Raw genomic sequence first — 21,306 nt, forward strand, 5'->3', positions numbered from 1 at the left:
GCCGCTCCTGGCCGTGGGTTCGTCCCGGACAGTGTAAGGCCAGGACGGGCGCGGGGTCAGTGGTGCTTGCGGTCGACCCACTTGGGCGCGCTGCTTGGGCGCCAGGCTTCCAGGCGGTCCAGCAGGGTCTCCGGGTGGCCGCCGACCTGCAGCATGCCGCGGTGCTGATCGCGGACGAAGCGCTCTTCCACCAGGTGGTCGAGGAAGTCGGTGAGCTTGTCGTAGAAGCTGTTCACTTCCAGCAGGCCCAATGGCTTGCTGTGGTAGCCCAGCTGGCCCCAGGTCCAGATCTCGAACAGCTCTTCCAGGGTGCCCAGACCGCCGGGCAGGGCGATGAATGCGTCGGACAGCTCGGCCATGCGTGCCTTGCGTGCGTGCATGCCGTCCACCACTTCCAGGCGGGTCAGGCCCTTGTGGCCGATCTCCGCGTCCATCAGGCTCTGCGGAATCACCCCGATGACTTCCCCACCGGCAGCCAGGGCAGCATCGGCCACTGTGCCCATCAGGCCGACAGCGCCGCCGCCGTAGACCAGCGTGATGCCCCGCTCGGCCAGGGTGTGACCCAGGAGGGCGGCTGTTTCACGGTAGATAGGCTTGGCGCCGGGGCTGGCACCGCAGAACACGCAGATGGAACGCAAGGACATGGGGGACTCCTCGTGCGAAAAAAGCGCGCAAGAGTACCGATTTAGTCCCTGGGCTCCAAGCTGTACGAGTGGTCAACTTCCGAACGGTAGGCGCCGGAATCAGTCGGCGCAGCCGCCGCAAACCCCGGCGACACAAGCGGCGAGCAGGCTTGGCGGGAAGTTCGTGGCGCATCTCCTTCTGGACGAGTGGCGCCATGCCAGGGCGGCACCGGGTCGGGCCACCCTGTGATTGCATCGATCAATCCGGTAGATCAGGCCAGCTTCAGCAGCTCCGCCGCCGTCATCCCCGACAGGCCCAGCAGGCAAAGGCCACAGGCGAGATAGGTGAGGCGGTGCCAGAGGGTGGAAGCGGCACGGCGGAACCAGTCCACCAGGCCGGCACAGATAAAGCACCAGAGCAGCGAAGACAGCATGAAACCGCCGAAGAACACTGCAAGGTGGGTCGGTGTCGGTTCGGCCACGCCCACTGCCGCCATGGCCCCGCCCATGGCGGCCCAGTAGACGATGTTCTGCGGGTTGGTCAGCGACAGGGCGGCGCCAGAGGCGAAAGCACCGCCGCTGGCACCTTGCTCTTCGGTCGAGGGCTGCGGCGGGCGATGGGCGTCACGCAGCGACTGCAAGCCGAGCCAGCCCAGATACAGGGCACTGGCGATGGTCAGGGGGTAGCGCACGGTGGCGCTGTCCAGCAACAGGGCGAGGCCGGTAAGGCCCAGCGCGGCCCAGGTGGCATCGCCCACCAGCGAGCCGATCTGCACCATCAGCGCGGGCTTGTAACCGTCGCGCAGGCCGCGGCGCAGGGTTTCGCTGAACACCGCGCCGGGTGCTGCGTTGAAGACGAATCCGAGAAGCATCGCAGCGATGAAGAAGGACAACATGAGTCTTGAAATTCCTTGTTTCAGACGGGTTGCGGCCTGTTGCCGCACGATATGGGAACTCGTGGATAAATGGTGCAGTCTCCCTTCTTGGGCATTTCTGCCCTTTCTGCCAAGGAGACTCCCATGATTCGCAAGCTCGTCGTTGCATCCGTGCTGGCCCTGGCCAGTGCACCTCTGCTGGCTGCTGAATGTACCGTGGATGTGCAAGGCACTGACCAGATGACTTTCGATACCAAAGAGATCAAGGTCAGCAAAAGTTGCAAAACCTTCACCGTGAACCTGAAGCACTCGGGCAAGCTGGCCAAGAACGTAATGGGCCACAACTGGGTGCTGAGCAAGACCACCGATGCCCAGGCCATTGCCACCGAAGGCATGACCGCCGGCCTCGACAAGGACTACATCAAGGCCGACGACCCCCGCATCATCGCCCACACCAAGATGATCGGCGGTGGCGAGAGCGCCAGTGTGACCTTCGACGTGTCCAAGCTGACTGCCGGTGAGGGCTACGAGTTCTTCTGCTCGTTCCCGGGGCACGTGTCGATGATGAAGGGTACCCTGGCCCTGGTCGACTGACCTCAGGTGAACGCAAAAAAGGCCGCTCCGTGTAGCGGCCTTTTTTTGTTTCTGGAGCGAGCGCGGGCGTACATCTCTGTAGGGGCGAATGAATTCGCCCCTACTGGCCTGCGGTCATCTTGAAGATGCCCTGGGCATTGCCGCTGTCGAAGTTCAGGTCCAGTCGGGCCTCTTCCGGATCGAGCTCGCGCTGGATGAATTCCACGAATGAACCCGGCACCTCCCGCTGCACGGTCCGGCCGTTGGCGTCGATGAAGTCGCGCTGTACCTGCACGGCGCGGTAGGCGGTTTGCATCACCCGGCCGGACGCCGAGACTTCGATGCTGGCCTTCATCGGCCGGCCCTTGGCATTTTGCTCATCGACCACCGACTGCAGGTTGGCGACCCGGTCGGTGAGGTGATTGAACATGTTGCCCTCAGTGGCGATCCAGGCCATTTCCACGCTTTCGTCGCGCAGCAACTGGTAGTCGCTTTCTTGCACCACACCGTGCTGACGGTCAAAGGCGCGATAGAGCGCGGGTAGCAGGTGCCGAGCCTCGGCCTCGCTGCATTGGCGCTGGCGCCAGAGGGTGTCGAGGATGGCCTTGTGGCTGGCGTCCAGCGGGTCGCGGCTGTCGCCCACCACGCGGCTCACCGCCAGCTGGAAGCTCTCGCCGAAGCGGCCCGGATGGAGTTCTGAGACGAAGAACTGGGCGATGTCCTCGGGAAGGTCCATCTGCCGGTAGGCATAACCGGTCATCTTCAGTCGGGTCAGCGGATAGGTGCGCACATCGGCGAACCCCAGGGGCTCCAGCAACCGGGCGAAGGCCAGGCGGCCACGGGGCAGGGCGCCGTTATCCGGCCAGTCGACGGTGCGGATGGCACCGTGATCGAACACCACCTGGCGGCCTTTGGCTTTTTGCTCTTCCACATAAGTACGACCAATGGGCACCGCCTCCACCAGCTTGTGGAACAGGCAGAGATTCAGTGCCTCGGCCAGCCAGGCGCGGTGCACGGCGGCGTTACTGAATGGAAAGGCAGACAGGCTCGTGGGGATTTCCACATGGGCTTCGACCCAGCGGGCGGCGGGCTCGCCGATCACGCTGGCGACCAGGGCAAAAAGGCGTTGGTTGGTGGACATGGAACGATTCCGGGATGGAGAAAAGGTGAGCCTATCCAAGCAGCCCGGCGGCGGTGGGGCAAACGAAAAAATCCGGCGGGTTCATTCCGTTTTTTCCTGAATGCGTCGCGCTGTGGTACGTGCATTCAATGTAGGGGCGAATGAATTCGCCCCTACGGAAGAGAAGTTCGCAAATTTCCTGACAAGCCAGCGCTCGTTACTCCTGATCCATCTGCTCCAGCATCCAGCGCACGAAACCCTTTACCTTCGGCACTTCCGCTGCGTGCTCGGCGTAAGCCAGGTAGTAGGCATTGCGGCTGGGCATGGGGTGATTCCAGGGGATCACCAGCTTGCCTTCCTGCAACTCTTCCTCCACCAGGAATCGCGGCAGCAGGGCTACGCCGCAGCCGGCCTGGGCGGCGCGGATGCACATATAGGACGTGTCGAAGCGTGGCCCGTGGTAGCTGTGTTCGGTGTGCCGGTCCTGGCTCTGGAACCATTCATGCCAGGCTTCCGGGCGGGTCGCGTTCTGCAGCAGCACCAGTTCGGTGAGCTGAGTCGGCTCGGTGAAAGGCTGCTTCGGCATCGCGCCGGGGGCGCAGACCGGTACCACTTCCTCGCTGAACAGGCGGATGCACTCGGCGCCAGGCAGCGCGCCATGGCCGAAGTAGAAGGCCACGTCGCAACGCCCCTGGACCAGGGCATTGGGTTCCAGTTCATTGCGCAGGTCCAGGTGCACATTCGGGTGTCGCAGCCGCCAGCCCTTGAGTCGCGGAATCAGCCAGCGCGCACCGAAGGTGGGCGGGGTGGCGACCCGCAGCACTTCGGTATCGCCGCCGTAGGACAGCATGTAGTGGGTGGACATCTCCACCTGGGCGAGGATCTTGCGCACTTCGGTCAGGTACAGCGAGCCCGCCGGGGTCAGCTGCAGGCGCCGGCGTACGCGGCGGAACAGGAGGTGCTGGAGCAGTTCTTCCAGCTGCGCCACCTGCTTGCTCACCGCACTCTGGGTCAGGTTCAGCTCCTCTGAGGCGCGGGTGAAACTGAGGTGACGGGCCACCGCTTCGAAGCATTGCAGGGCGGTGATCGAGGGCATGTGGCGTTTGAGCATCGGGTTTTCTCGGGGCGGGCCGGTACATGAGTAAACGGAATGATATGTGTCGGAAAGGTCGTTTGTTGGCAAGACCTTTTCGCGGCTATTACTGGTGCCATTCCGATTCAGCGCTGAACCGGTAGGAGCGAGCTCGCTCGCGAAGCCTTCGCCAGCACGCTGGCTCCTACAGCGATCGCGCCATTACTTGCCGAAACAGGAGTTCCCATGGTTGCCGCACTGCTTGACCGCCTCGGTGTCGATTCATCCCTCTACCAACAAGGCGATCACGCCGTTCATTCGCCCATCGACGGTAGCCGCATCGGTACCGTGCGCCTTGAAAGCCGCGCGGAAGTCGAAGCGAAGATCGCTCGCGCAGCCGAAGCCTTCCACGCCTGGCGCAAGGTGCCGGCGCCGCGTCGCGGCGAGCTGATCCGCCAGTACGGTGAAGTGCTGCGCCAGTACAAGGCCGAGCTGGGGGAACTGGTTTCCTGGGAAGCCGGCAAGATCACCCAGGAAGGTCTGGGCGAGGTGCAGGAAATGATCGACATCTGCGACTTCGCCGTCGGCCTGTCGCGCCAGCTATACGGGCTGACCATCGCCTCCGAGCGCCCCGGCCACCACATGCGTGAAACCTGGCATCCGCTGGGTGTGGTCGGTGTCATCAGCGCGTTCAACTTCCCGGTTGCCGTCTGGTCGTGGAACACCGCGCTGGCGCTGGTATGCGGCAACCCGGTGGTGTGGAAACCTTCGGAGAAGACTCCGCTCACCGCGCTGGCCTGCCAGGCGCTGTTCGAGCGCGTGGCGAAGAATTTCAGTGACGCTCCGGCCAACCTCAGTCAGGTGGTGATCGGCGCTCGCGAAGCCGGCGAAGCCCTGGTGGATGACCCGCGCGTGGCGCTGGTCAGCGCCACCGGCAGCACCCGCATGGGCCGAGAAGTCGCTCCTCGAGTTGCGGCGCGCTTCGCCCGCAGCGTGCTGGAGCTGGGCGGTAATAACGCCATGATCCTTGCCCCTAGCGCCGATCTCGACCTGGCGGTACGCGCCATTCTCTTCAGCGCCGTTGGCACTGCCGGCCAGCGCTGCACCACCCTGCGCCGCCTGATCGCCCATGAATCAGTGAAGGCCGAGATCGTCGAGCGCCTGAAGGCTGCCTATTCCAAGGTGCGCATCGGCCATCCGCTGGAGGGCAACCTGGTCGGTCCGCTGATCGACAAGCAGAGCTTCGAGGGCATGCAGCGTGCGCTGGAGCAGGCTCGCGCCGAAGGCGGCACGGTGTTCGGTGGCGAGCGCCAACTGGCCGATCGTTACCCCAACGCCTATTACGTATCACCGGCCATCGCTGAAATGCCCGGCCAGAGTGCCGTGGTCTGCCACGAGACATTCGCCCCGATTCTCTACGTGGTCGGCTACAGCGATTTCGAAGACGCCATCGCCCTCAACAACGCCGTGCCCCAGGGCCTGTCGTCCTGTGCGTTCACCACCGATGTGCGTGAAGCCGAGCTGTTCCAGTCGGCGGTGGGCAGCGACTGTGGCATCGCCAACGTCAACATCGGCCCGAGTGGCGCGGAGATCGGCGGTGCCTTTGGTGGCGAGAAGGAAACCGGAGGTGGCCGCGAGTCCGGCTCGGACGCCTGGAAGGCCTACATGCGCCGCCAGACCAACACCGTGAACTACTCTCACGAGCTGCCGCTGGCCCAGGGCATCACCTTCGACTAAGGATTGCACTCCATGACCCTGCGCCAGGAATGCCTCTGGGAATATCTGACGCCACAACTGCCGGAAAGCCCGGTCTTGCACGGCGAGGTCAAGGTCGATGTCTGTGTGATAGGGGCCGGCTTCACCGGCCTCTCCGCAGCCTTGCACCTGCTGGAAGCGGGTAAGCGTGTCTGCCTGCTGGAAGCCCATACCGCTGGCCACGGCGGCTCCGGGCGCAACGTCGGGCTGGTCAACGCCGGCATGTGGATTCCGCCGGATGAGATCGAGGCCGGCCTCGGTCGCACGGTTGGCGAGCGCCTCAATCGCACCCTGGGTGCCGCACCGTCACTGGTTTTCTCCCTGGTGGACCGCTATGGCATCGACTGCCAGTTGCGCCGCGAGGGCACTCTGCATATGGCCCACAACGCTCGTGGCCAGGCCGATCTCGCCAGCCGTTGTGAGCAATGGCAGCGCCGTGGCGCGCCGGTTGAGCTGCTGACCGGCAACGCCTGCCGCGACGCCACCGGCACAGACAGGATTGCCGCCGCGCTGCTCGATCGCCGCGCCGGGACCCTCAATCCGATGGGGTACACCCGTGGCCTGGCCCGTGCGGTGAAATACCTCGGCGGCCAGCTCTTCGAGCATTCGAAGGTTTTGCGCCTGGAGCGCCAGGGCGCCGACTGGTGTGTGATCAGCGAGCACGGCGTGGCCATCGCCCCGCAGGTGGTGATCGCCTCCAATGCCTACACCGAAGGCGAGTGGACCGAACTGCGCCGCCACTTCTTCCCCGGTTATTACTACCAGGTGGCTTCCACGCCGCTCTCGGGTGAGGCCGCCGCGCGCATCCTGCCGGGCGGCCAGGGTTCGTGGGATACCCGGCAGGTGCTCAGCAGCATCCGCCGCGATGCCGCCGGACGCCTGCTGCTCGGCAGCCTGGGTAATGGCTCGCGCAAGCCGGACTGGTTCCTGCGCGCCTGGGCCGATCGCATCCAGCGCCACTACTTCCCGTATCTGGGCAAGGTGGACTGGGAGTTCACCTGGACCGGTTGTATCGACTTCACTCCCGACCATCTCATGCGCCTCTACGAGCCGGCGCCGGGACTGCTGGCCTTCACCGGCTACAACGGTCGTGGAGTGACCACCGGCAGCGTGGTAGGCAAGGCGTTCGCCGACTATCTGCTCAGTGGTGACGAAACGGTCCTGCCGATGCCCTTCCAGCCCATGCGGGCGGTAGCGGCGGTAGGGTTGCGCAGTTCGCTCTACGAAGCAGGTTTTTCGCTCTACCACGCGGGGCAGTGCCTGCGTGTGGTGATCTGATAGGAAGGGCGGGATGGAGTAGGGTGGACCGCGCTTCACCGGTCCACCATGGTGCGTCAGGGCTGGCATCGGATGGTGGCAATGAAGAAGCGATATCCACCCTGCGAAAAGCCGTCATTCAGCGCTTCGTCGAAGTGAGCGATGTGCATTGGGTTCGCTGGGCTCGTGATGCAGATCGCAAAAAAAATGCCTGCACTGCTTTCGGGCGATGGGAATTTTCTTGCAGGATTGGGGGAACGGTAACAGTGCGGAGTGGGAAAATTCGCGCACCAGTGATGTGCAAATAAGTACCGCGAGTCTATTGTTAGCGAATCTGCTGGCACACTGATGCCGTGCAGTTTCCAGACACGTCCGGAAATTAATCGGTTCGATTTGGAAGTCATTGATTTAAAAGAATAAAAATAATAAATCGAGGAGGTGGGAACAGCCTTTCAGGGCGCGGAGCAACTACAAGAATTAATGGCACGCCACTTGCTGAACACGAGCGCTAACCCTAAAAACCTCAGGAGCAAAACTCCATGTCGCAGAAGATTTTCAGAAAAGGCTTTCTGGCTCTGGCGGTTACCACCGCGCTGGGCATTTCTTCCGTTGTACAGGCTGATGTAGTCATTGGCGTAGCCGGGCCGCACACCGGCGCGAACGCCTCGTTTGGGGAACAATACTGGCGCGGTGCTTCCCAGGCCGCCGAAGATCTCAACGCCGCCGGTGGTATCAACGGCGAGAAGATCAAACTGGTGAAAGCCGACGACGCCTGCGAGCCGAAACAGGCCGTGGCCGTTGCCAACCGTCTCGTCGACCAGGACAAGGCCATCGCCGTTGTCGGTCACTTCTGCTCCTCCTCCACCATTCCTGCTTCCGAGGTCTACGACGAAGCCGGCATCCTCGCCATGACACCGGGCTCCACCAACCCGGCAGTGACCGAGCGCGGCCTGTCCGGCATGTTCCGCATGTGCGGTCGTGACGATCAGCAAGGCATCGTGGCCGGCGACTACATCGTCGACGTGCTGAAGGCCACCAAGGTCGCGATCATCCACGACAAGGACACCTACGGTCAGGGCCTGGCCGACGCCACCAAGGCACAGCTGGCCAAGCGCGGCGTGAAGGAAGTCCTGTACGAAGGCCTGACCCGCGGTGAGAAAGACTTCAACGCCCTGGTCACCAAGATTCGCGCCTCCGGCGCCGAGGTCGTCTACTTCGGCGGTCTGCACCCGGAAGCCGGCCCGCTGGTTCGCCAGATGCGTGAGCAGGGCCTGACCGCCAAGTTCCTCTCCGGCGACGGCATCGTGACCGACGAACTGGTCACCACCGCCGGCGGCCCGCAATACACCAAGGGTGTGCTGATGACCTTCGGCGCCGACCCCCGCAAGATCGCGGACGGCAAGGCGGTGATCGAGAAGTTCCGCGCCGGCGGCTTCGAGCCGGAAGGCTACACCCTGTATGCCTATGCGACCCTGCAAGCCCTGGCTGCCGGCTTCAATGGCGCCGGTTCCAACGACCCGGCCAAGGCTTCTGAATGGCTGAAGGGCCATCCGGTGCAGACGGTGATGGGCAAGAAGGAGTGGGACTCCAAGGGCGACCTGAAAGTCTCCGACTACGTGATCTACGAGTGGGATGACAAAGGGAAGTACTCCCAGCAGTGATAGGCGGCTCGCACTCCGCAAGGAGCGCGAACCGTTAGCTCGGCTGACCGGCCAGGCGCTACCCGCGCCTGGCCGGTCGGTGCATTCCGGGAAACTGCTGAAGTCCTATTCTGCTCGAGCCGGGAGTCCCGAACTCCCGATCCGGTAATTCAGTGGTGCCCGTCTGATTCCACTCGCGGGAGCTGGCCGAACCCAAGGCCGGACCCCCAAAAGACGAGACAGAGTGATGGACGGTATTATCCTGCAACAGCTGATCAACGGGCTGACCCTCGGGTCGGTCTACGGTCTGATCGCCATCGGTTACACCATGGTTTACGGCATCATCGGCATGATCAACTTCGCCCACGGCGAGGTTTACATGATCTCCGCCTACATCGCCGCGATCACCCTGGCCATCCTGGCCTTCTTCGGACTCGAATCCTTCCCGCTGCTGATCCTTGGCACCTTGCTGTTCACCATTGCGGTGACCGGCGTGTACGGTTTCGTGATCGAACGCATCGCCTACAAGCCGCTGCGCAACTCTACCCGCCTGGCGCCCCTGATCTCCGCCATCGGCATGTCGCTGATCCTGCAGAACTACGTGCAGCTCAGCCAGGGCGCCCGCCAGCAAGGCGTGCCCACCCTGCTCGACGGCGCGCTGAAGTTCCATATCGGTGATGGCTTCGTGCAGCTCACCTACACCAAGGTGTTCATCCTGGTGGCGGCCTTCCTCGGCATGGCGGTGCTGACCTACATCATCCAGCGCACCAAGCTCGGCCGCATGTGCCGCGCCACCCAGCAGGACCGCAAGATGGCGTCGATCCTCGGTATCAATACCGACCGGGTGATCTCCTACGTGTTCGTCATCGGTGCTGCCATGGCGGCCCTGGCCGGCGTGCTGATCACCATGAACTACGGCACCTTCGACTTCTATGCCGGCTTCATCATCGGCATCAAGGCGTTCACCGCCGCGGTACTCGGCGGCATCGGCTCGCTGCCCGGCGCCATGCTTGGCGGGATCATCCTGGGCATCGCCGAGGCGCAGTTCTCCGGCATGGTCAACACCGACTACAAGGACGTGTTCAGCTTCTCCCTGCTGGTACTGATCCTGATCTTCCGTCCCCAGGGCCTGCTGGGCCGCCCGCACGTCGCCAAGGTGTAATCATGACTTCTGCCATTGCCAGGAAACCCCTGGATTTCAAGAAGAGCCTGATCGACGCCGTTATCGCCGGTCTGCTCGCCCTTATCGTCTTCGGCCCCATCATGGGTGTGGTACTCGACGGCTACAGCTTCAACCTGGAGTTCAATCGGGTTGGCGTGATGATGGCCGTGGTGATGCTCGGTCGTTTCTTCCTCAGCCTCTACCTGCAGACCCCGCGCGGCGAAGTGCTGATGCAGCGCTTCGAGACCACCGGCTCCGGCGTGCACGTGCGTGAGCCCGACTACAAGAGCCGGTTGCGCTGGATCATCCCGTTGCTGATCGTCGCCGCGGTGATCTTCCCGTTCTTCGCCAGCAAGTACCTGCTCACCGTGGTGATCCTCGGCCTGATCTACGTGTTGCTGGGCCTGGGCCTGAACATCGTGGTCGGCCTCGCCGGCCTGCTCGACCTCGGCTACGTGGCCTTCTACGCCATCGGTGCCTATGGCCTGGCGCTGGGCTACGAGCACCTGGGGCTGGGCTTCTGGTCCGCCTTGCCATTGTCCGCCGTTGCCGCAGCGCTGGCCGGCGCGTTGCTGGGCTTCCCGGTGTTGCGCATGCACGGTGACTACCTGGCCATCGTGACCCTGGGCTTCGGTGAGATCATCCGCCTGATCCTCAACAACTGGCTGAGCTTCACCGGTGGCCCGAACGGCATGTCGGTCCCGTCGCCGACCCTCTTCGGCCTGGAATTCGGCCGCCGGGCGAAGGATGGCGGGGTGCCGATCCACGAGTTCTTCGGTTTCACCTACAACCCCAACCTGAAGTTCCTGTTCATCTACGTGGTGCTCTTCCTGGTGGTGATGCTGGTGCTCTATATCAAGCACCGGCTGACCCGCATGCCGGTCGGTCGTGCCTGGGAGGCGCTGCGCGAAGATGAAATCGCCTGCCGCGCCATGGGCCTGAACCACGTGCTGGTGAAGCTCTCGGCCTTCATGCTGGGCGCCTCCACTGCAGGCCTGGCCGGCGTGTTCTTCGCCAGCTACCAGGGCTTCGTGAACCCGTCGTCCTTCACCTTCTTCGAGTCGGCGCTGATTCTTGCCATCGTCGTGCTTGGGGGCATGGGCTCCACCGTTGGCGTGGTAATCGCTGCGTTCGTCCTCACTGTCGCGCCGGAGCTGCTACGTAGTTTCGCCGACTACCGTGTGCTGCTCTTCGGCGTGCTCATGGTGGTGATGATGATCTGGCGGCCGCGCGGGCTGATCCGTATCAGCCGTGCCGGTTTCACCCCGCGTAAAGGAGTAGCCCCATGAGCGACGAAAACATCCTCAGCGTCGAGCACCTGATGATGCACTTCGGCGGCATCAAGGCGCTCAATGATGTCAGCCTGAAGATCAAGCGCGGCTCGATCTCCGCGCTGATCGGCCCCAACGGCGCCGGCAAGACCACCGTATTCAACTGCCTGACCGGTTTCTACAAGGCCACCGGCGGACGCATCCAGCTCAACACCCGGAGCGCCAGCACCGACGTGATCAAGGTACTGGGCGAACCCTTCCAGCCCACCGATTTCGTCAATCCGGCGCAGTTCGCCAGCCGCCTGCACTACAAGATGTTCGGCGGTACCCATCTGGTGAACCGCGCAGGGCTTGCGCGCACCTTCCAGAACATCCGTCTGTTCCGTGAAATGTCGGTGGTGGAGAACCTTCTGGTGGCCCAGCACATGTGGGTGAACCGCAGCCTGCTAGCGGGCGTGTTCAATACACCGGGCTTCCGCAAGTCCGAAGAGAACGCCCTTGACCATGCATTCTACTGGCTGGAAGTGGTGGACCTGGTGGACTGCGCCAACCGCCTGGCCGGCGAGCTTTCCTACGGCCAGCAGCGCCGCCTGGAAATCGCCCGCGCCATGTGCACCCGACCGCAACTGATCTGCCTCGACGAGCCCGCCGCCGGCCTCAATCCGGCCGAGACCGAAGCGCTCAGCCGGATCATCCGCAAGCTGCGCGACGAGCACGACCAGACCGTTCTGCTGATCGAACACGACATGGGCATGGTGATGAGCATTTCCGACCACATCGTGGTGCTGGACCACGGCGAAGTGATTGCCGAAGGCAACCCCCACGACATCCGCCACGATCCCAAGGTGATCGCCGCGTACCTTGGCGCCGAAGAGGAGGAAGTGGCATGAGTGCACCCCTCCTGGAATTCAAGGATGTCGATGTGTTCTACGGGCCCATCCAGGCCCTGAGAAAGGTCAGCCTGCACATCAATGAAGGTGAGACGGTGAGCCTGATCGGCGCCAACGGCGCGGGCAAGTCCACGTTGCTGATGTCGATCTTCGGCCAGCCGCGCGCAGCCAATGGCGCCATCGTCTACCGGGGCACGGACATCACCCACAGGTCGGCGCACTTCGTTGCCTCCAACGGCGTCGCTCAGTCGCCGGAAGGGCGCCGGGTGTTTCCCGACATGAGCGTGGAAGAGAACCTGCTGATGGGTACCATTCCCGTCGGCACGGACCATGCGGACGAAGACATGCAACGCATGTTCGACCTCTTCCCGCGTCTCAAGGAGCGGCGCAACCAGCGCGCCATGACCATGTCCGGCGGCGAACAGCAGATGCTCGCCATCGCCCGCGCGCTGATGAGCCGGCCCAAGCTGCTGTTGCTCGACGAACCGTCCCTGGGCCTTGCGCCCATCGTGGTCAAGCAGATCTTCCAGACCCTGCGGGAGCTGGCTCAGACCGGCATGACCATCTTCCTCGTCGAGCAGAACGCCAACCATGCGCTCAAGCTCTCCGACCGCGCCTATGTGATGGTCACCGGGGAAATCCGCATGAGCGGCACGGGCGAGGAGCTACTGGGCAACCAGGACGTCCGCAACGCCTATCTCGGCGGGCATTGACACACCGTCTACACCTTTCTCCGAGCGTCTCCCCTCTCCCTTCAGGGAGAGGGGTCGGGGGAGAGGGATGTCTGTTCACCCCCGCTCTACCAGGGAGTCCAAGATGCAAACCCTGCGCTTCTTCACCAACGCCGATGTCGCTGCGGCGCTGGATTACCCACAACTGATCGAAGCCTTGCGCCATGGCTTGGCCAACCCGGCCGAAGCCCCGGTGCGCGCCTGCCACGCGCTGCCACAAGACGCAACGTTGCTTTGCATGCCGGTCTGGCAGAAAGGGCACGGCGTCGGCGTGAAGCTGGTGACCGTGTATCCCCACAACGGCGAAAAGGGGCTGCCCTCGGTCGCCGCACTCTTCACGCTGTTCGACGACGCCACAGGGCGGCCGCTGGCGGTGCTGGAAGCCTCCGAACTGACCGCCCGACGCACCGCCTGTACCTCGGCGCTGGCCGCCAGCGCGCTGGTCCGACATGACGCCAGCCGACTGCTGGTGGTGGGCACCGGCACCCTGGCCGCGCACATGGTGCGGGCCCACTGCGTGGTGCGACAGTACGAGCGTGTGGATATTTGGGGCCGCCATCCGGACAAGGCTGCCGAACTGGTACGTACCCTCGCCGACGAAGGTTATCCGGTGCATGTCGCGCCCGACCTGCAGACCTGCGCCCAGCAGGCTGACTGCATCAGTTGCGTCACCACTTCCACTTCTCCGCTGATCCTCGGGGACTGGCTGCGGCCAGGCACCCATCTGGACCTTGTGGGCGCCTTCCTGCCGACCATGCGGGAAACCGACAGTGCCGCCGTGGCCCGCTCGCGTATCGTCGTCGACACCCGTGCCGGAGCCCTGGAAGAAGCCGGCGACCTGCTGTTCGCCATCGCTGACGGTGCCATCACGGAGCAGGCCATCCACTTCGAACTCGCCGACCTGCTGCATGGCCGTGGCCATCGCCAGACCAACAGCGAAATCACCCTGTTCAAGTCCGTGGGCTACGCCCTGGAAGACTTGATTGCGGCGCAGGTGTTGTTGCAGGCGGTGCAATAAGCCGTTGTAGGAGCGAATTCATTCGCGACGGGGCGTGCAGTGGTCTTTCTCGGCAGCCCTGCGGCCTGCTTTCGCGAATGAACTCGCTCCCACGGCTGTTCAGAGTTCATCCCCTTCCACGACAGCGGGCAGCTTCGCCGCCAGCACTTCCACTCGTTCGATCGTCGGCGGCTCGCTGAACAGTTCGTCGGCTCGACTCATCAGGGCTTCCGCGACTTTTCCGGTGATGTGGGCCTGCAGCCCCAGATCGTTGGTGAAGGCATCGAAGATGCCGAAGGTCGTCGACCCCATGCGCAGGGCGAACCAGGCCGTGGTATCGGGCTCTTCCTGCACCAGTCGCAGGCCGCCACGGAGGAAGTCCTCCACTTCGGCGACTTTGCCCGGTTTGGCTTCCAGGCGTACCAGTAAGGCGACTTTGACCATGTCTCGACTCCTCTGTGGGTGAGGCAGGCAAGTCTAGGCCGATGGAAGAGAGAGCCAGACCCGCTTGTCCGAAGTGAAGATATCCACAACCAATGGGAAGCGCGGCGAGTTTTCCTGTAGGGGACGAATTCATTCGCCAAGGGCGGCGCAGCTGTCCCCATTGACCTTCAAGGGCAGCCTCTTGGCCTGCTTGGCGTATGGAATCGCCCTCACGACGGAGTTGATCACAATCTCTGTGCAGCGTTCTGTGGATAACTTGGGAGCAATTGCTTCCACGCCCCACAGTCCGCAGCCCCAAAAGCGCTGCTCATAAACTGATCAGTTTGGCTAAGTGCCGGGTAAACAGTGGCTTACGCACTTCCTTCGCTACAGCACCCCCGACCATCGAGTTGTCCCCGGCAGCTGTGTGGAAAGCTGTGGATAAGCTTGGGAGTAAAGGCTGCGGCCCAGTGCTGGCGAGGGTTGCATGGAGGTGCTGGTTTTTTCGCCATCAGCTCGTCCCTGTGGATGTCGTAACCTATGCCGGTCTATCGCAACGGGCCCGTGCCCCAGAGCAAGGAGAACAGCATGACTTCCACCCTTTTCATCACCGGCGCCACCTCGGGATTTGGCGAAGCCTGCGCCCGGCGATTCGCCCAGGCCGGCTGGTCGCTGGTGCTGACCGGCCGCCGCGCCGCACGCCTGCAGGCGCTCAAGGATGAGCTTTCGGCCCTGACCGATGTGCACACGCTGGAGCTGGATGTGCGCGATCGCAAGGCCATGGAAGCGGCCATTGCAGGCCTGCCGGCGAAGTACGAAAAGATCCGTGGCCTGATCAACAACGCCGGCCTGGCCCTGGGCGCCGACCCCGCGCCCAAATGCGACCTGGATGACTGGGACGTCATGGTCGATACCAACATCAAGGGCCTGATGTACAGCACCCGTCTGCTGCTGCCGCACCTGATCGCCCATGGCCGTGGTGCGAGCATCGTCAACCTGGGTTCGGTGGCCGGCAACTGGCCCTATCCTGGCAGCCACGTGTACGGAGCCACCAAGGCGTTCGTCGGCCAGTTCTCGTTGAACCTGCGCAACGACCTCGTGGGCACCGGCGTGCGTGTCACCAACATCGAGCCGGGCCTGTGCGAGAGCGAGTTTTCCCTGGTGCGCTTCGGCGGAGACCAGGCCAAGTACGACGCCACATACGCCGGCGCCGAAGCCATCCAGCCGGAAGACATCGCCGAAACCATTTTCTGGATCATGAACCAGCCGGCCCACGTGAACATCAACAGCCTGGAGCTCATGCCAGTGAGCCAGACCTGGGCGGGCTTCGCGGTCAATCGTTCAGCGAAGTGATACGTGTCGAGCGCCCCAGCAGCTGCAGGGCGCGATCCGGGTAGTCGGTGATCAGGCCATTCGCTCCCATGTCCAGCAGGTGGCGCATGGCCGGTTGCTCGTTGATGGTCCACATCTGGACTGCCAGGCCGCGCTGCAGGGCGGTCCGCATGAGGCTGTCGCTGGCCACTTGCAGGCCGCCGCTGCGCTCGGGGATCTGCAAGGCCTGGTAGGAGGGGCTGACCAGGCTGCCCAGGCCGATCCAGTTCAATGCCACCAACAGGCGCACGGAAGTGGGGCCGGCCGACGTGGCGACGCCGGGACAGACTTCGCGGAAGCGCTTGAGGCTGCGTTCGTAGAAACTCCCCACCAGCACTCGCTGGCGCTGCTGGTGCTTGTCCAGCAACGCGCACAACTGCTCCTCCATGCCCACATCCGGCACCTTGATCTCAACGACCTTGGGTTGCTCCGGAAAACGCTCCAGCACCTCGGCGAAGGTGGGGATGCGAATGCCCTGGCCACGGTACGGGTAGCTCTCGCCACCGTCGGCACTCCAGCGGTAGCCGGCGTCCAGGGCCTGCACGTCCGTCAGGGCGAGGTCGGCCACCTGGCCGTCGCCGTTGGTGGTGCGGTCCACCCGCGGGTCATGCAGTACCACCAGCTCGCCGTCGCGGGTGCGACGGACATCCATTTCGAGCATGTCCACCTTGAGGGCGGCGGCCCGCTCGAAGGCGAACAGGGTGTTCTCCGGCCAGAGGCCGCGACCGCCGCGATGGGCAATAACCAGCGGGTGGTCGCCCAGACCTGCGAGCACGGCAGGGCGTTCCGCCGGGCGGCTGGTCAGGGCCAGCGCCAGCAAGGCGACAACGACAAGGAACAGGGGGGCGAGAAAGAATCGGGCGAAGCGCTTCATGTTGTTCTTATCCGTAAGACGTGGACGGGCGTGCCGAATCAAACGCGGGGACTATGACAAAGACGTGACGGTGAGGCGAGGGGGAGGTGTGCGGGTTGGGACAAGGAACTCGTTGCAATATCTATCGCGAATGAATTCGCTCCCACAGAAGAAGCCGCACACGCCCTTGTGGGAGCGAATTCATTCGCGAAAACCCCGGATGGGGTGTCCTTGGACTCAGCTCGCCAGCAACCACACGCCGGCACTGGCCGAAACACCACCTGCGATGCGCACCAGTGGTGCGGCGGTACGCGGCAAAGCGCGAACCAGGCCGTAGCCGGCGGCATGCAGGGCGGCAGTGGCGGCGACGAAACCGGCGGCGTAGCCCCATGGGCTGGACAGGTCCGGCAGTTCGAGGCCGTGGGCGACACCGTGGGCCAGGGCGAACGCCACAGTCAGACCCACGGCCAGCCACAGCGGCGGGCGCACCGCCAAGGCGACCAAAAGGCCGAGGGCGAGCACCGAGCCGGCGATACCGGTTTCCATCAGCGGCATTTCCACACCGGCGAAGCCCAGCAGGCCCCCCAGCAGCATGGTGCCGACGAAAGTGAGCGGCAGTGCCCAACGAGCGGGGCCCTGTTGCTGTGCGGCCCAGAGACCGACGGCGAGCATGGCCAGCAGGTGATCGAGGCCGGAAATCGGGTGGGCGATGCCCGACATCATGCCGGCGTGGTCATGGCCAGCATGGGCGAAGGCCATGGCCGGTGTGAGAAACAGGGCGATGGCGAAGAGCGTCTTGCGCAGGTTCATGGTGAGGCTCCTTTCTCATGTTTAGGTTCAGGCGGCCAGCAGGCCCTGCTTCTCGATGAAGGCGATGATCTCGTCGAGACCCTGGCCGACCTTCTGATTGCTGAACACGAATGGCCGCTCGCCGCGCATCTTGCGGGCGTCGCGGTCCATCACTTCCAGGGACGCGCCGACCATGGGCGCCAGATCCACCTTGTTGATCACCAGCAGGTCGGACTTGCAGATACCGGGGCCGCCCTTGCGTGGCAGCTTGTCGCCGGCGGAAACGTCGATCACGTAGATGGTCAGGTCGGAGAGTTCCGGGCTGAAGGTGGCGGAAAGGTTGTCGCCGCCGGACTCCACCAGGATCAGGTCCAGACCGGGGAAGCGGCGATTGAGCTGCTCCACGGCTTCGAGGTTGATCGAGGCGTCTTCGCGGATCGCGGTGTGCGGGCAGCCTCCGGTCTCGACGCCAATGATGCGCTCCGGCGCCAGGGCCTCGTTGCGCACCAGGAACTGGGCGTCTTCCTGGGTGTAGATGTCATTGGTCACCACCGCGAGGTTGTAGCGCTCGCGCAGCGCACGGCAGAGGGCCAGGGTCAGGGCGGTCTTGCCGGAACCTACCGGGCCGCCGATACCGACGCGCAAGGGTTGGCTGTTCATATGCTGTGCATCTCCTAGGAACGGAACAGACGGCTGTATTGACGCTCATGCGCCATGCTCGCCAAGGACAGGCCGAAGGCGGCGCTGCCCCAGCGGGTCGGGGGGATTTCACTGGCTTCGCGCTGCGCCTGCTCCAGGCAGGGCAGCAGGGCGGAGGTCAGGCGCTGGGCGGCCTGCTGGCCCAGCGGCAGGGTCTTCATCAGCACCGCCAGCTGGTTTTCCAGCCAGCCCCAGAGCCAGGCGGCCAGGGCGTCCGGCGGCGCGATGGACCAGGCGCGGGCGGCCAGGGCCCAGGCCACGGCCAGGCCGGGTTCTTCCAGCTCGCCGAGCAGATGGCGCGCGGCGTCGTCCTGCTCGGGGAGGTCATGCAGGAGTTGCTGCAGGGAATAACCCATTTGCCGGCTTTCCAACTGCAGTTCGCGGGTTTCGCGGCTGGCGCGATGACGCTCGGCGAGGCGCTTCAGCTCGATCCAGTCTTCGCGTGCTGCTGCATCGCAGTGGGCCAGCAACAAGGGCGCCTCGAAGCGCGCAAGGTTGAGTAGCAGCTGATCCCTGATCCAGCGCGCGGCGCTATCCGGGTCATGCACCTGGCCCGAGTCCACGGCCAGCTCTAGCCCCTGGGAATAGCTGTAGCCGCCAATGGGCAGCTGCGGACTGGCGAGGCGGAGCAATTGCCAGGCGTTGTTCACTTGCGCACACCGAACTGATGCAGGCGTGGTGCGTAGCTGAAATCGGCTTCGAGCTGATGAGAATGGTGATGGCCACCGCCATAGGCGCCGTGCTCGGGCTGGAAGCCCGCTTCGATGTTTTCCACCGTGGCGCCCAGTTGTTCGAGCATCGCCTTCAGCACGTAATCGTCCAGCAGGCGCAGCCAGCCATCGCCGATCTCCAGGGCGACGTGGCGGTTGCCAAGGTGGTAGGCAGCGCGGGTCAATTCGAAGGCGCTGACGCAGGTGACATGGAGCAGGGCTTCGGGGCGGGCGCTGATGCGCACCACTCGGCCGTCCTGGCTGCGCAGGCAATCGCCGTCGCGCAGGGGCGGCTGGCCGCGTTCGAGGAACAGGCCGACGTCTTCGCCCTTCACCGTGAAGCAGCGCAGACGGCTCTTGCTGCGCCCTTCATAGGTCAGCAACAGCTCTTCGTCCCAGCTCGATTGGGCTTCTATTCGTTCGTGGATGACCAGCATCGGGTGAATCCGGCAGTGTGCAATGCCGGGTGCAGAGCAAGGCCCTTGCCAAGATGGCCGGGCGCCCGCTCACAGGGGCTTTGGCGAAGCCGTGCCTGCCTGTGGGGCGTGATGATGGTCCGTGATGGTGCGAGCTGCACCCAGGTGGTGCGGCGGTATTGGCGGAACGGTCAGCTTTTTGGCTTGCCGGGGCCGAGCCAGTGTTTGCCACCGATCATGATGAAGCGCAGCTGCTGGGTGATCTTGGCGGCAGGCAGGAGGTGCGGCGGCAGATTGTCCGCCGGCGGGTCGATCAGTTCCGGAAGGGTGGCGAATACCGTTTTCACCACCAGGTCGGCTACCAGGTCCAGGCAGTCGTCATCCAGGTGCGGCATGCGGTTGATCAACTTGAGGTCCGCAGCCAGATCATCGGTGATGCGTTGGCGCAGTGCGCCGATGGCCTGGCGTACGGCATGCGAGCCGCCGTATTGCTCGCGGGCGAGGAAGAGAAACTGGCCGCGATTGGCGGCAACTGCATCCAGGAAGATGCGCACCGAGGCTTCGATGATGCCGCCCAGCTCGAACTCGTTCTGGCGCACCATTCGGATCGTTGCGCGAAAGGTCTCGCCGACTTCCTCGACCAGGGCCAGGCCGAGTTCGTCCATATCGTTGAAATGGCGATAGAAGCCGGTGGGCACGATGCCGGCGTTGCGCGCCACTTCCCGCAGGCTCAGGCCGCCGAAGCCGCGTCCGCTGTCCATCAGGAGGCGCGCGGCGTCCATCAGGGCGTGGCGGGTCTGCTGCTTCTGTTCCGAGCGTTGAGTCATGGGGCGCGGCCGTTGGCGAATGTGCGGCGCACTCTAGCAAAAGCGCTTTGGGGGCGTCGAACCCGCTTCAGTGAACATGTGTTGACTGTAATTCGTCTCTTCATGCAGCCTAGTGCACAACTGTTCACTAGAGTCTGTCCATGCCCCTTTTGTCCCTATCCCTGGCGCGCCGTTTCGGCCCTGCGCTCTGGCCTCTGCGTGCGCTGGTCGCCGGAGGGTGGTTGCAGGAGTCCGAACTGGATTGCCTGCTGCGCCGCGCTCATCCGGTCCTGCGACTGAACCGGGTGTTCGCCCGCGTCGAGTCCCGTCGCTGGGTGGCCGACGACATGCTCGCCCTCGGCCTGCGCACCAATGGCAATGCGCACGGCTGGCGACCCGGCCAGCATGTGCGGCTTTACCAGGAGCTGGATGGCGTACGTCATGGACGCAGCTATAGCCTGCTGGCGGCGGAGGTGGACGGACGCATCGAACTGGCGGTGAAACGCCAACCGGGTGGACGCCTTTCCAACGGGTTGCTGGATCGGCTGGAGGTGGGCCACGTGCTGGAGCTGGAACCGGCCCAGGGTGAACTGGCTTGGCCGAGCGACGCGGCTTCCGTATTGCTACTGGCCGCCGGCTCGGGCATCACCCCCTTGCTCGGCCTGCTGCGCCAGGCGCTGGCCCGTGGCTTCAGTGCGCCGGTGACACTGTTGCACTACGTGCGTCGGCGCAGTCAGCGCGCCTTCAGCGAAGAACTGCAGGCACTGATGCGGCGCCATCCCAACCTTCAGGTGCGCTGGGCTATCAGCGGCGAGGCACCCTCCACCCTTGGCCGATGAGCTGATGGGGCGCTTCCGGGCGGATCATCTGGCCGGGTGGCCGGCCCACAGCCTGCTGGCTTGCGGGCCGCATGGTTTCGTGGCGGGCGTTCGCGACTGGTGGCAGGCATTGCCCCGCGACGGCAGCCTGCAACTGGAGGCCTTCACGCCTCCGGCGCCCGCGGTCGGGATTGGCACAGCAGTGCGCCTGCGTTTTGCCCGGTCGCATCGGGAGTTGCCCGGCAGCAGCGCCGTCAATCTGCTGGAACAGGCCGAATCCCACGGTTTGCGCCCGCCCCATGGCTGCCGCCAGGGCATCTGCGCGGGATGCACCTGCCAGCTGCTGGCCGGCAGCGTGCGAGACCTGCGCACCGGCGCTGTGACAGCCGGGCCGGGTCTGCCGATCCGCCTCTGCGTCAGCGCGCCGGTGGGCGATGTGGAATTGGAACTCTAGG

At 64.2% G+C, this 21,306-nt stretch carries 21 protein-coding genes and 1 pseudogene; 11 read left to right on the forward strand and 11 right to left on the reverse strand.

Going from position 1 to position 21,306, the window contains the following annotated elements:
• Nucleotides 1–56: 56 nt before the first annotated feature.
• Both D6Z43_RS22650 and D6Z43_RS22655 read right to left on the reverse strand, forming a co-directional pair.
• Nucleotides 57–644 carry a TIGR00730 family Rossman fold protein gene (locus tag D6Z43_RS22650; protein ID WP_120654265.1) on the reverse strand — a complete coding sequence of 196 codons (588 nt, stop codon included), beginning with the start codon at nt 642–644 and terminating at the stop codon, nt 57–59.
• Between the two features lie 251 nt (nt 645–895).
• The gene (locus D6Z43_RS22655; protein WP_120654266.1) at nt 896–1,519 is read right to left on the reverse strand and encodes a LysE family transporter; all 624 of its coding nucleotides are present in this window, start codon (nt 1,517–1,519) and stop codon (nt 896–898) included.
• A gap of 123 nt (nt 1,520–1,642) precedes the next feature.
• Between D6Z43_RS22655 and azu the strand changes: the two genes are divergently transcribed.
• On the forward strand, nt 1,643–2,092 hold the full coding sequence (azu, locus tag D6Z43_RS22660; RefSeq protein ID WP_120654267.1) for an azurin: 450 nt from the start codon (nt 1,643–1,645) through the stop codon (nt 2,090–2,092).
• A 100-nt stretch (nt 2,093–2,192) separates the two neighbouring features.
• On the opposite strand, the gene D6Z43_RS22665 is transcribed toward azu, so the two are convergent.
• Both D6Z43_RS22665 and D6Z43_RS22670 read right to left on the reverse strand, forming a co-directional pair.
• Nucleotides 2,193–3,212 carry a DUF1338 domain-containing protein gene (locus D6Z43_RS22665; protein ID WP_120654268.1) on the reverse strand — a complete coding sequence of 340 codons (1,020 nt, stop codon included), beginning with the start codon at nt 3,210–3,212 and terminating at the stop codon, nt 2,193–2,195.
• Between the two features lie 196 nt (nt 3,213–3,408).
• Nucleotides 3,409–4,302, reverse strand: a complete 894-nt coding sequence (locus tag D6Z43_RS22670; RefSeq protein ID WP_120654269.1) for a LysR family transcriptional regulator — start codon at nt 4,300–4,302, stop codon at nt 3,409–3,411.
• A gap of 207 nt (nt 4,303–4,509) precedes the next feature.
• Here D6Z43_RS22670 and D6Z43_RS22675 point away from each other — a divergent pair, with 207 nt between their 5' ends.
• The 8 genes from D6Z43_RS22675 to D6Z43_RS22710 all read left to right on the forward strand — a co-directional run bounded on the left by D6Z43_RS22675 (nt 4,510) and on the right by D6Z43_RS22710 (nt 13,987).
• Nucleotides 4,510–6,000, forward strand: a complete 1,491-nt coding sequence (locus D6Z43_RS22675; protein WP_120654270.1) for an aldehyde dehydrogenase family protein — start codon at nt 4,510–4,512, stop codon at nt 5,998–6,000.
• 12 nt (nt 6,001–6,012) lie between these two features.
• Nucleotides 6,013–7,296: an FAD-binding oxidoreductase gene (locus D6Z43_RS22680; RefSeq protein WP_120654271.1), complete on the forward strand. Its 1,284-nt coding sequence runs from the start codon at nt 6,013–6,015 to the stop codon at nt 7,294–7,296.
• A gap of 518 nt (nt 7,297–7,814) precedes the next feature.
• On the forward strand, nt 7,815–8,936 hold the full coding sequence (locus D6Z43_RS22685) for a branched-chain amino acid ABC transporter substrate-binding protein (RefSeq protein WP_120654272.1): 1,122 nt from the start codon (nt 7,815–7,817) through the stop codon (nt 8,934–8,936).
• A gap of 226 nt (nt 8,937–9,162) precedes the next feature.
• Nucleotides 9,163–10,077 carry a branched-chain amino acid ABC transporter permease LivH gene (locus tag D6Z43_RS22690; RefSeq protein WP_120654273.1) on the forward strand — a complete coding sequence of 305 codons (915 nt, stop codon included), beginning with the start codon at nt 9,163–9,165 and terminating at the stop codon, nt 10,075–10,077.
• A gap of 2 nt (nt 10,078–10,079) precedes the next feature.
• The gene (livM, locus tag D6Z43_RS22695; protein WP_120654274.1) at nt 10,080–11,366 is read left to right on the forward strand and encodes a high-affinity branched-chain amino acid ABC transporter permease LivM; all 1,287 of its coding nucleotides are present in this window, start codon (nt 10,080–10,082) and stop codon (nt 11,364–11,366) included.
• On the forward strand, nt 11,363–12,238 hold the full coding sequence (locus tag D6Z43_RS22700; protein WP_120654275.1) for an ABC transporter ATP-binding protein: 876 nt from the start codon (nt 11,363–11,365) through the stop codon (nt 12,236–12,238). Before livM ends, D6Z43_RS22700 begins: the two co-directional genes overlap by 4 nt.
• Nucleotides 12,235–12,951: an ABC transporter ATP-binding protein gene (locus D6Z43_RS22705; RefSeq protein ID WP_120654276.1), complete on the forward strand. Its 717-nt coding sequence runs from the start codon at nt 12,235–12,237 to the stop codon at nt 12,949–12,951. The genes D6Z43_RS22700 and D6Z43_RS22705 overlap by 4 nt, the downstream gene beginning before the upstream one ends.
• A gap of 103 nt (nt 12,952–13,054) precedes the next feature.
• Nucleotides 13,055–13,987, forward strand: a complete 933-nt coding sequence (locus D6Z43_RS22710) for an ornithine cyclodeaminase family protein (protein WP_120654277.1) — start codon at nt 13,055–13,057, stop codon at nt 13,985–13,987.
• Nucleotides 13,988–14,086: 99 nt separating this feature from the next.
• Here D6Z43_RS22710 and D6Z43_RS22715 read toward each other — a convergent pair whose 3' ends face one another.
• Nucleotides 14,087–14,410, reverse strand: coding sequence for a putative quinol monooxygenase (locus D6Z43_RS22715; RefSeq protein ID WP_120654278.1), 324 nt, complete (start codon nt 14,408–14,410; stop codon nt 14,087–14,089).
• A gap of 567 nt (nt 14,411–14,977) precedes the next feature.
• Here D6Z43_RS22715 and D6Z43_RS22720 point away from each other — a divergent pair.
• Nucleotides 14,978–15,742 (forward strand): SDR family oxidoreductase, encoded by a 765-nt coding sequence (locus D6Z43_RS22720; RefSeq protein ID WP_120655339.1) that lies wholly within the window; start codon nt 14,978–14,980, stop codon nt 15,740–15,742.
• Here the strand turns inward: D6Z43_RS22720 and D6Z43_RS22725 are convergent.
• The 6 genes from D6Z43_RS22725 to D6Z43_RS22750 all read right to left on the reverse strand — a co-directional run bounded on the left by D6Z43_RS22725 (nt 15,723) and on the right by D6Z43_RS22750 (nt 20,054).
• A complete protein-coding gene (locus D6Z43_RS22725) occupies nt 15,723–16,634 on the reverse strand; it encodes a glycerophosphodiester phosphodiesterase (protein ID WP_120654279.1) in 912 nt (303 codons plus the stop codon). The two genes, D6Z43_RS22720 and D6Z43_RS22725, sit on opposite strands and share 20 nt — an antisense overlap.
• A gap of 216 nt (nt 16,635–16,850) precedes the next feature.
• Nucleotides 16,851–17,423, reverse strand: coding sequence for a HupE/UreJ family protein (locus D6Z43_RS22730; RefSeq protein ID WP_120654280.1), 573 nt, complete (start codon nt 17,421–17,423; stop codon nt 16,851–16,853).
• Between the two features lie 27 nt (nt 17,424–17,450).
• Nucleotides 17,451–18,062: an urease accessory protein UreG gene (ureG, locus tag D6Z43_RS22735; protein WP_120654281.1), complete on the reverse strand. Its 612-nt coding sequence runs from the start codon at nt 18,060–18,062 to the stop codon at nt 17,451–17,453.
• Nucleotides 18,063–18,076: 14 nt separating this feature from the next.
• Nucleotides 18,077–18,751, reverse strand: a complete 675-nt coding sequence (locus D6Z43_RS22740; protein ID WP_120654282.1) for an urease accessory protein UreF — start codon at nt 18,749–18,751, stop codon at nt 18,077–18,079.
• The gene (ureE, locus tag D6Z43_RS22745) at nt 18,748–19,248 is read right to left on the reverse strand and encodes an urease accessory protein UreE (RefSeq protein ID WP_120654283.1); all 501 of its coding nucleotides are present in this window, start codon (nt 19,246–19,248) and stop codon (nt 18,748–18,750) included. The genes D6Z43_RS22740 and ureE overlap by 4 nt, the downstream gene beginning before the upstream one ends.
• 170 nt (nt 19,249–19,418) lie before the next feature.
• A complete protein-coding gene (locus D6Z43_RS22750) occupies nt 19,419–20,054 on the reverse strand; it encodes a TetR family transcriptional regulator (protein WP_120654284.1) in 636 nt (211 codons plus the stop codon).
• A 140-nt stretch (nt 20,055–20,194) separates the two neighbouring features.
• Here D6Z43_RS22750 and D6Z43_RS28810 point away from each other — a divergent pair.
• Nucleotides 20,195–21,305 (forward strand): annotated as a pseudogene (locus D6Z43_RS28810) (ferredoxin reductase).
• Nucleotide 21,306 lies beyond the last annotated feature (1 nt).

The sequence above is a fragment of the Pseudomonas sp. DY-1 genome (assembly GCF_003626975.1).
In the GTDB taxonomy this organism is placed as follows: domain Bacteria; phylum Pseudomonadota; class Gammaproteobacteria; order Pseudomonadales; family Pseudomonadaceae; genus Metapseudomonas.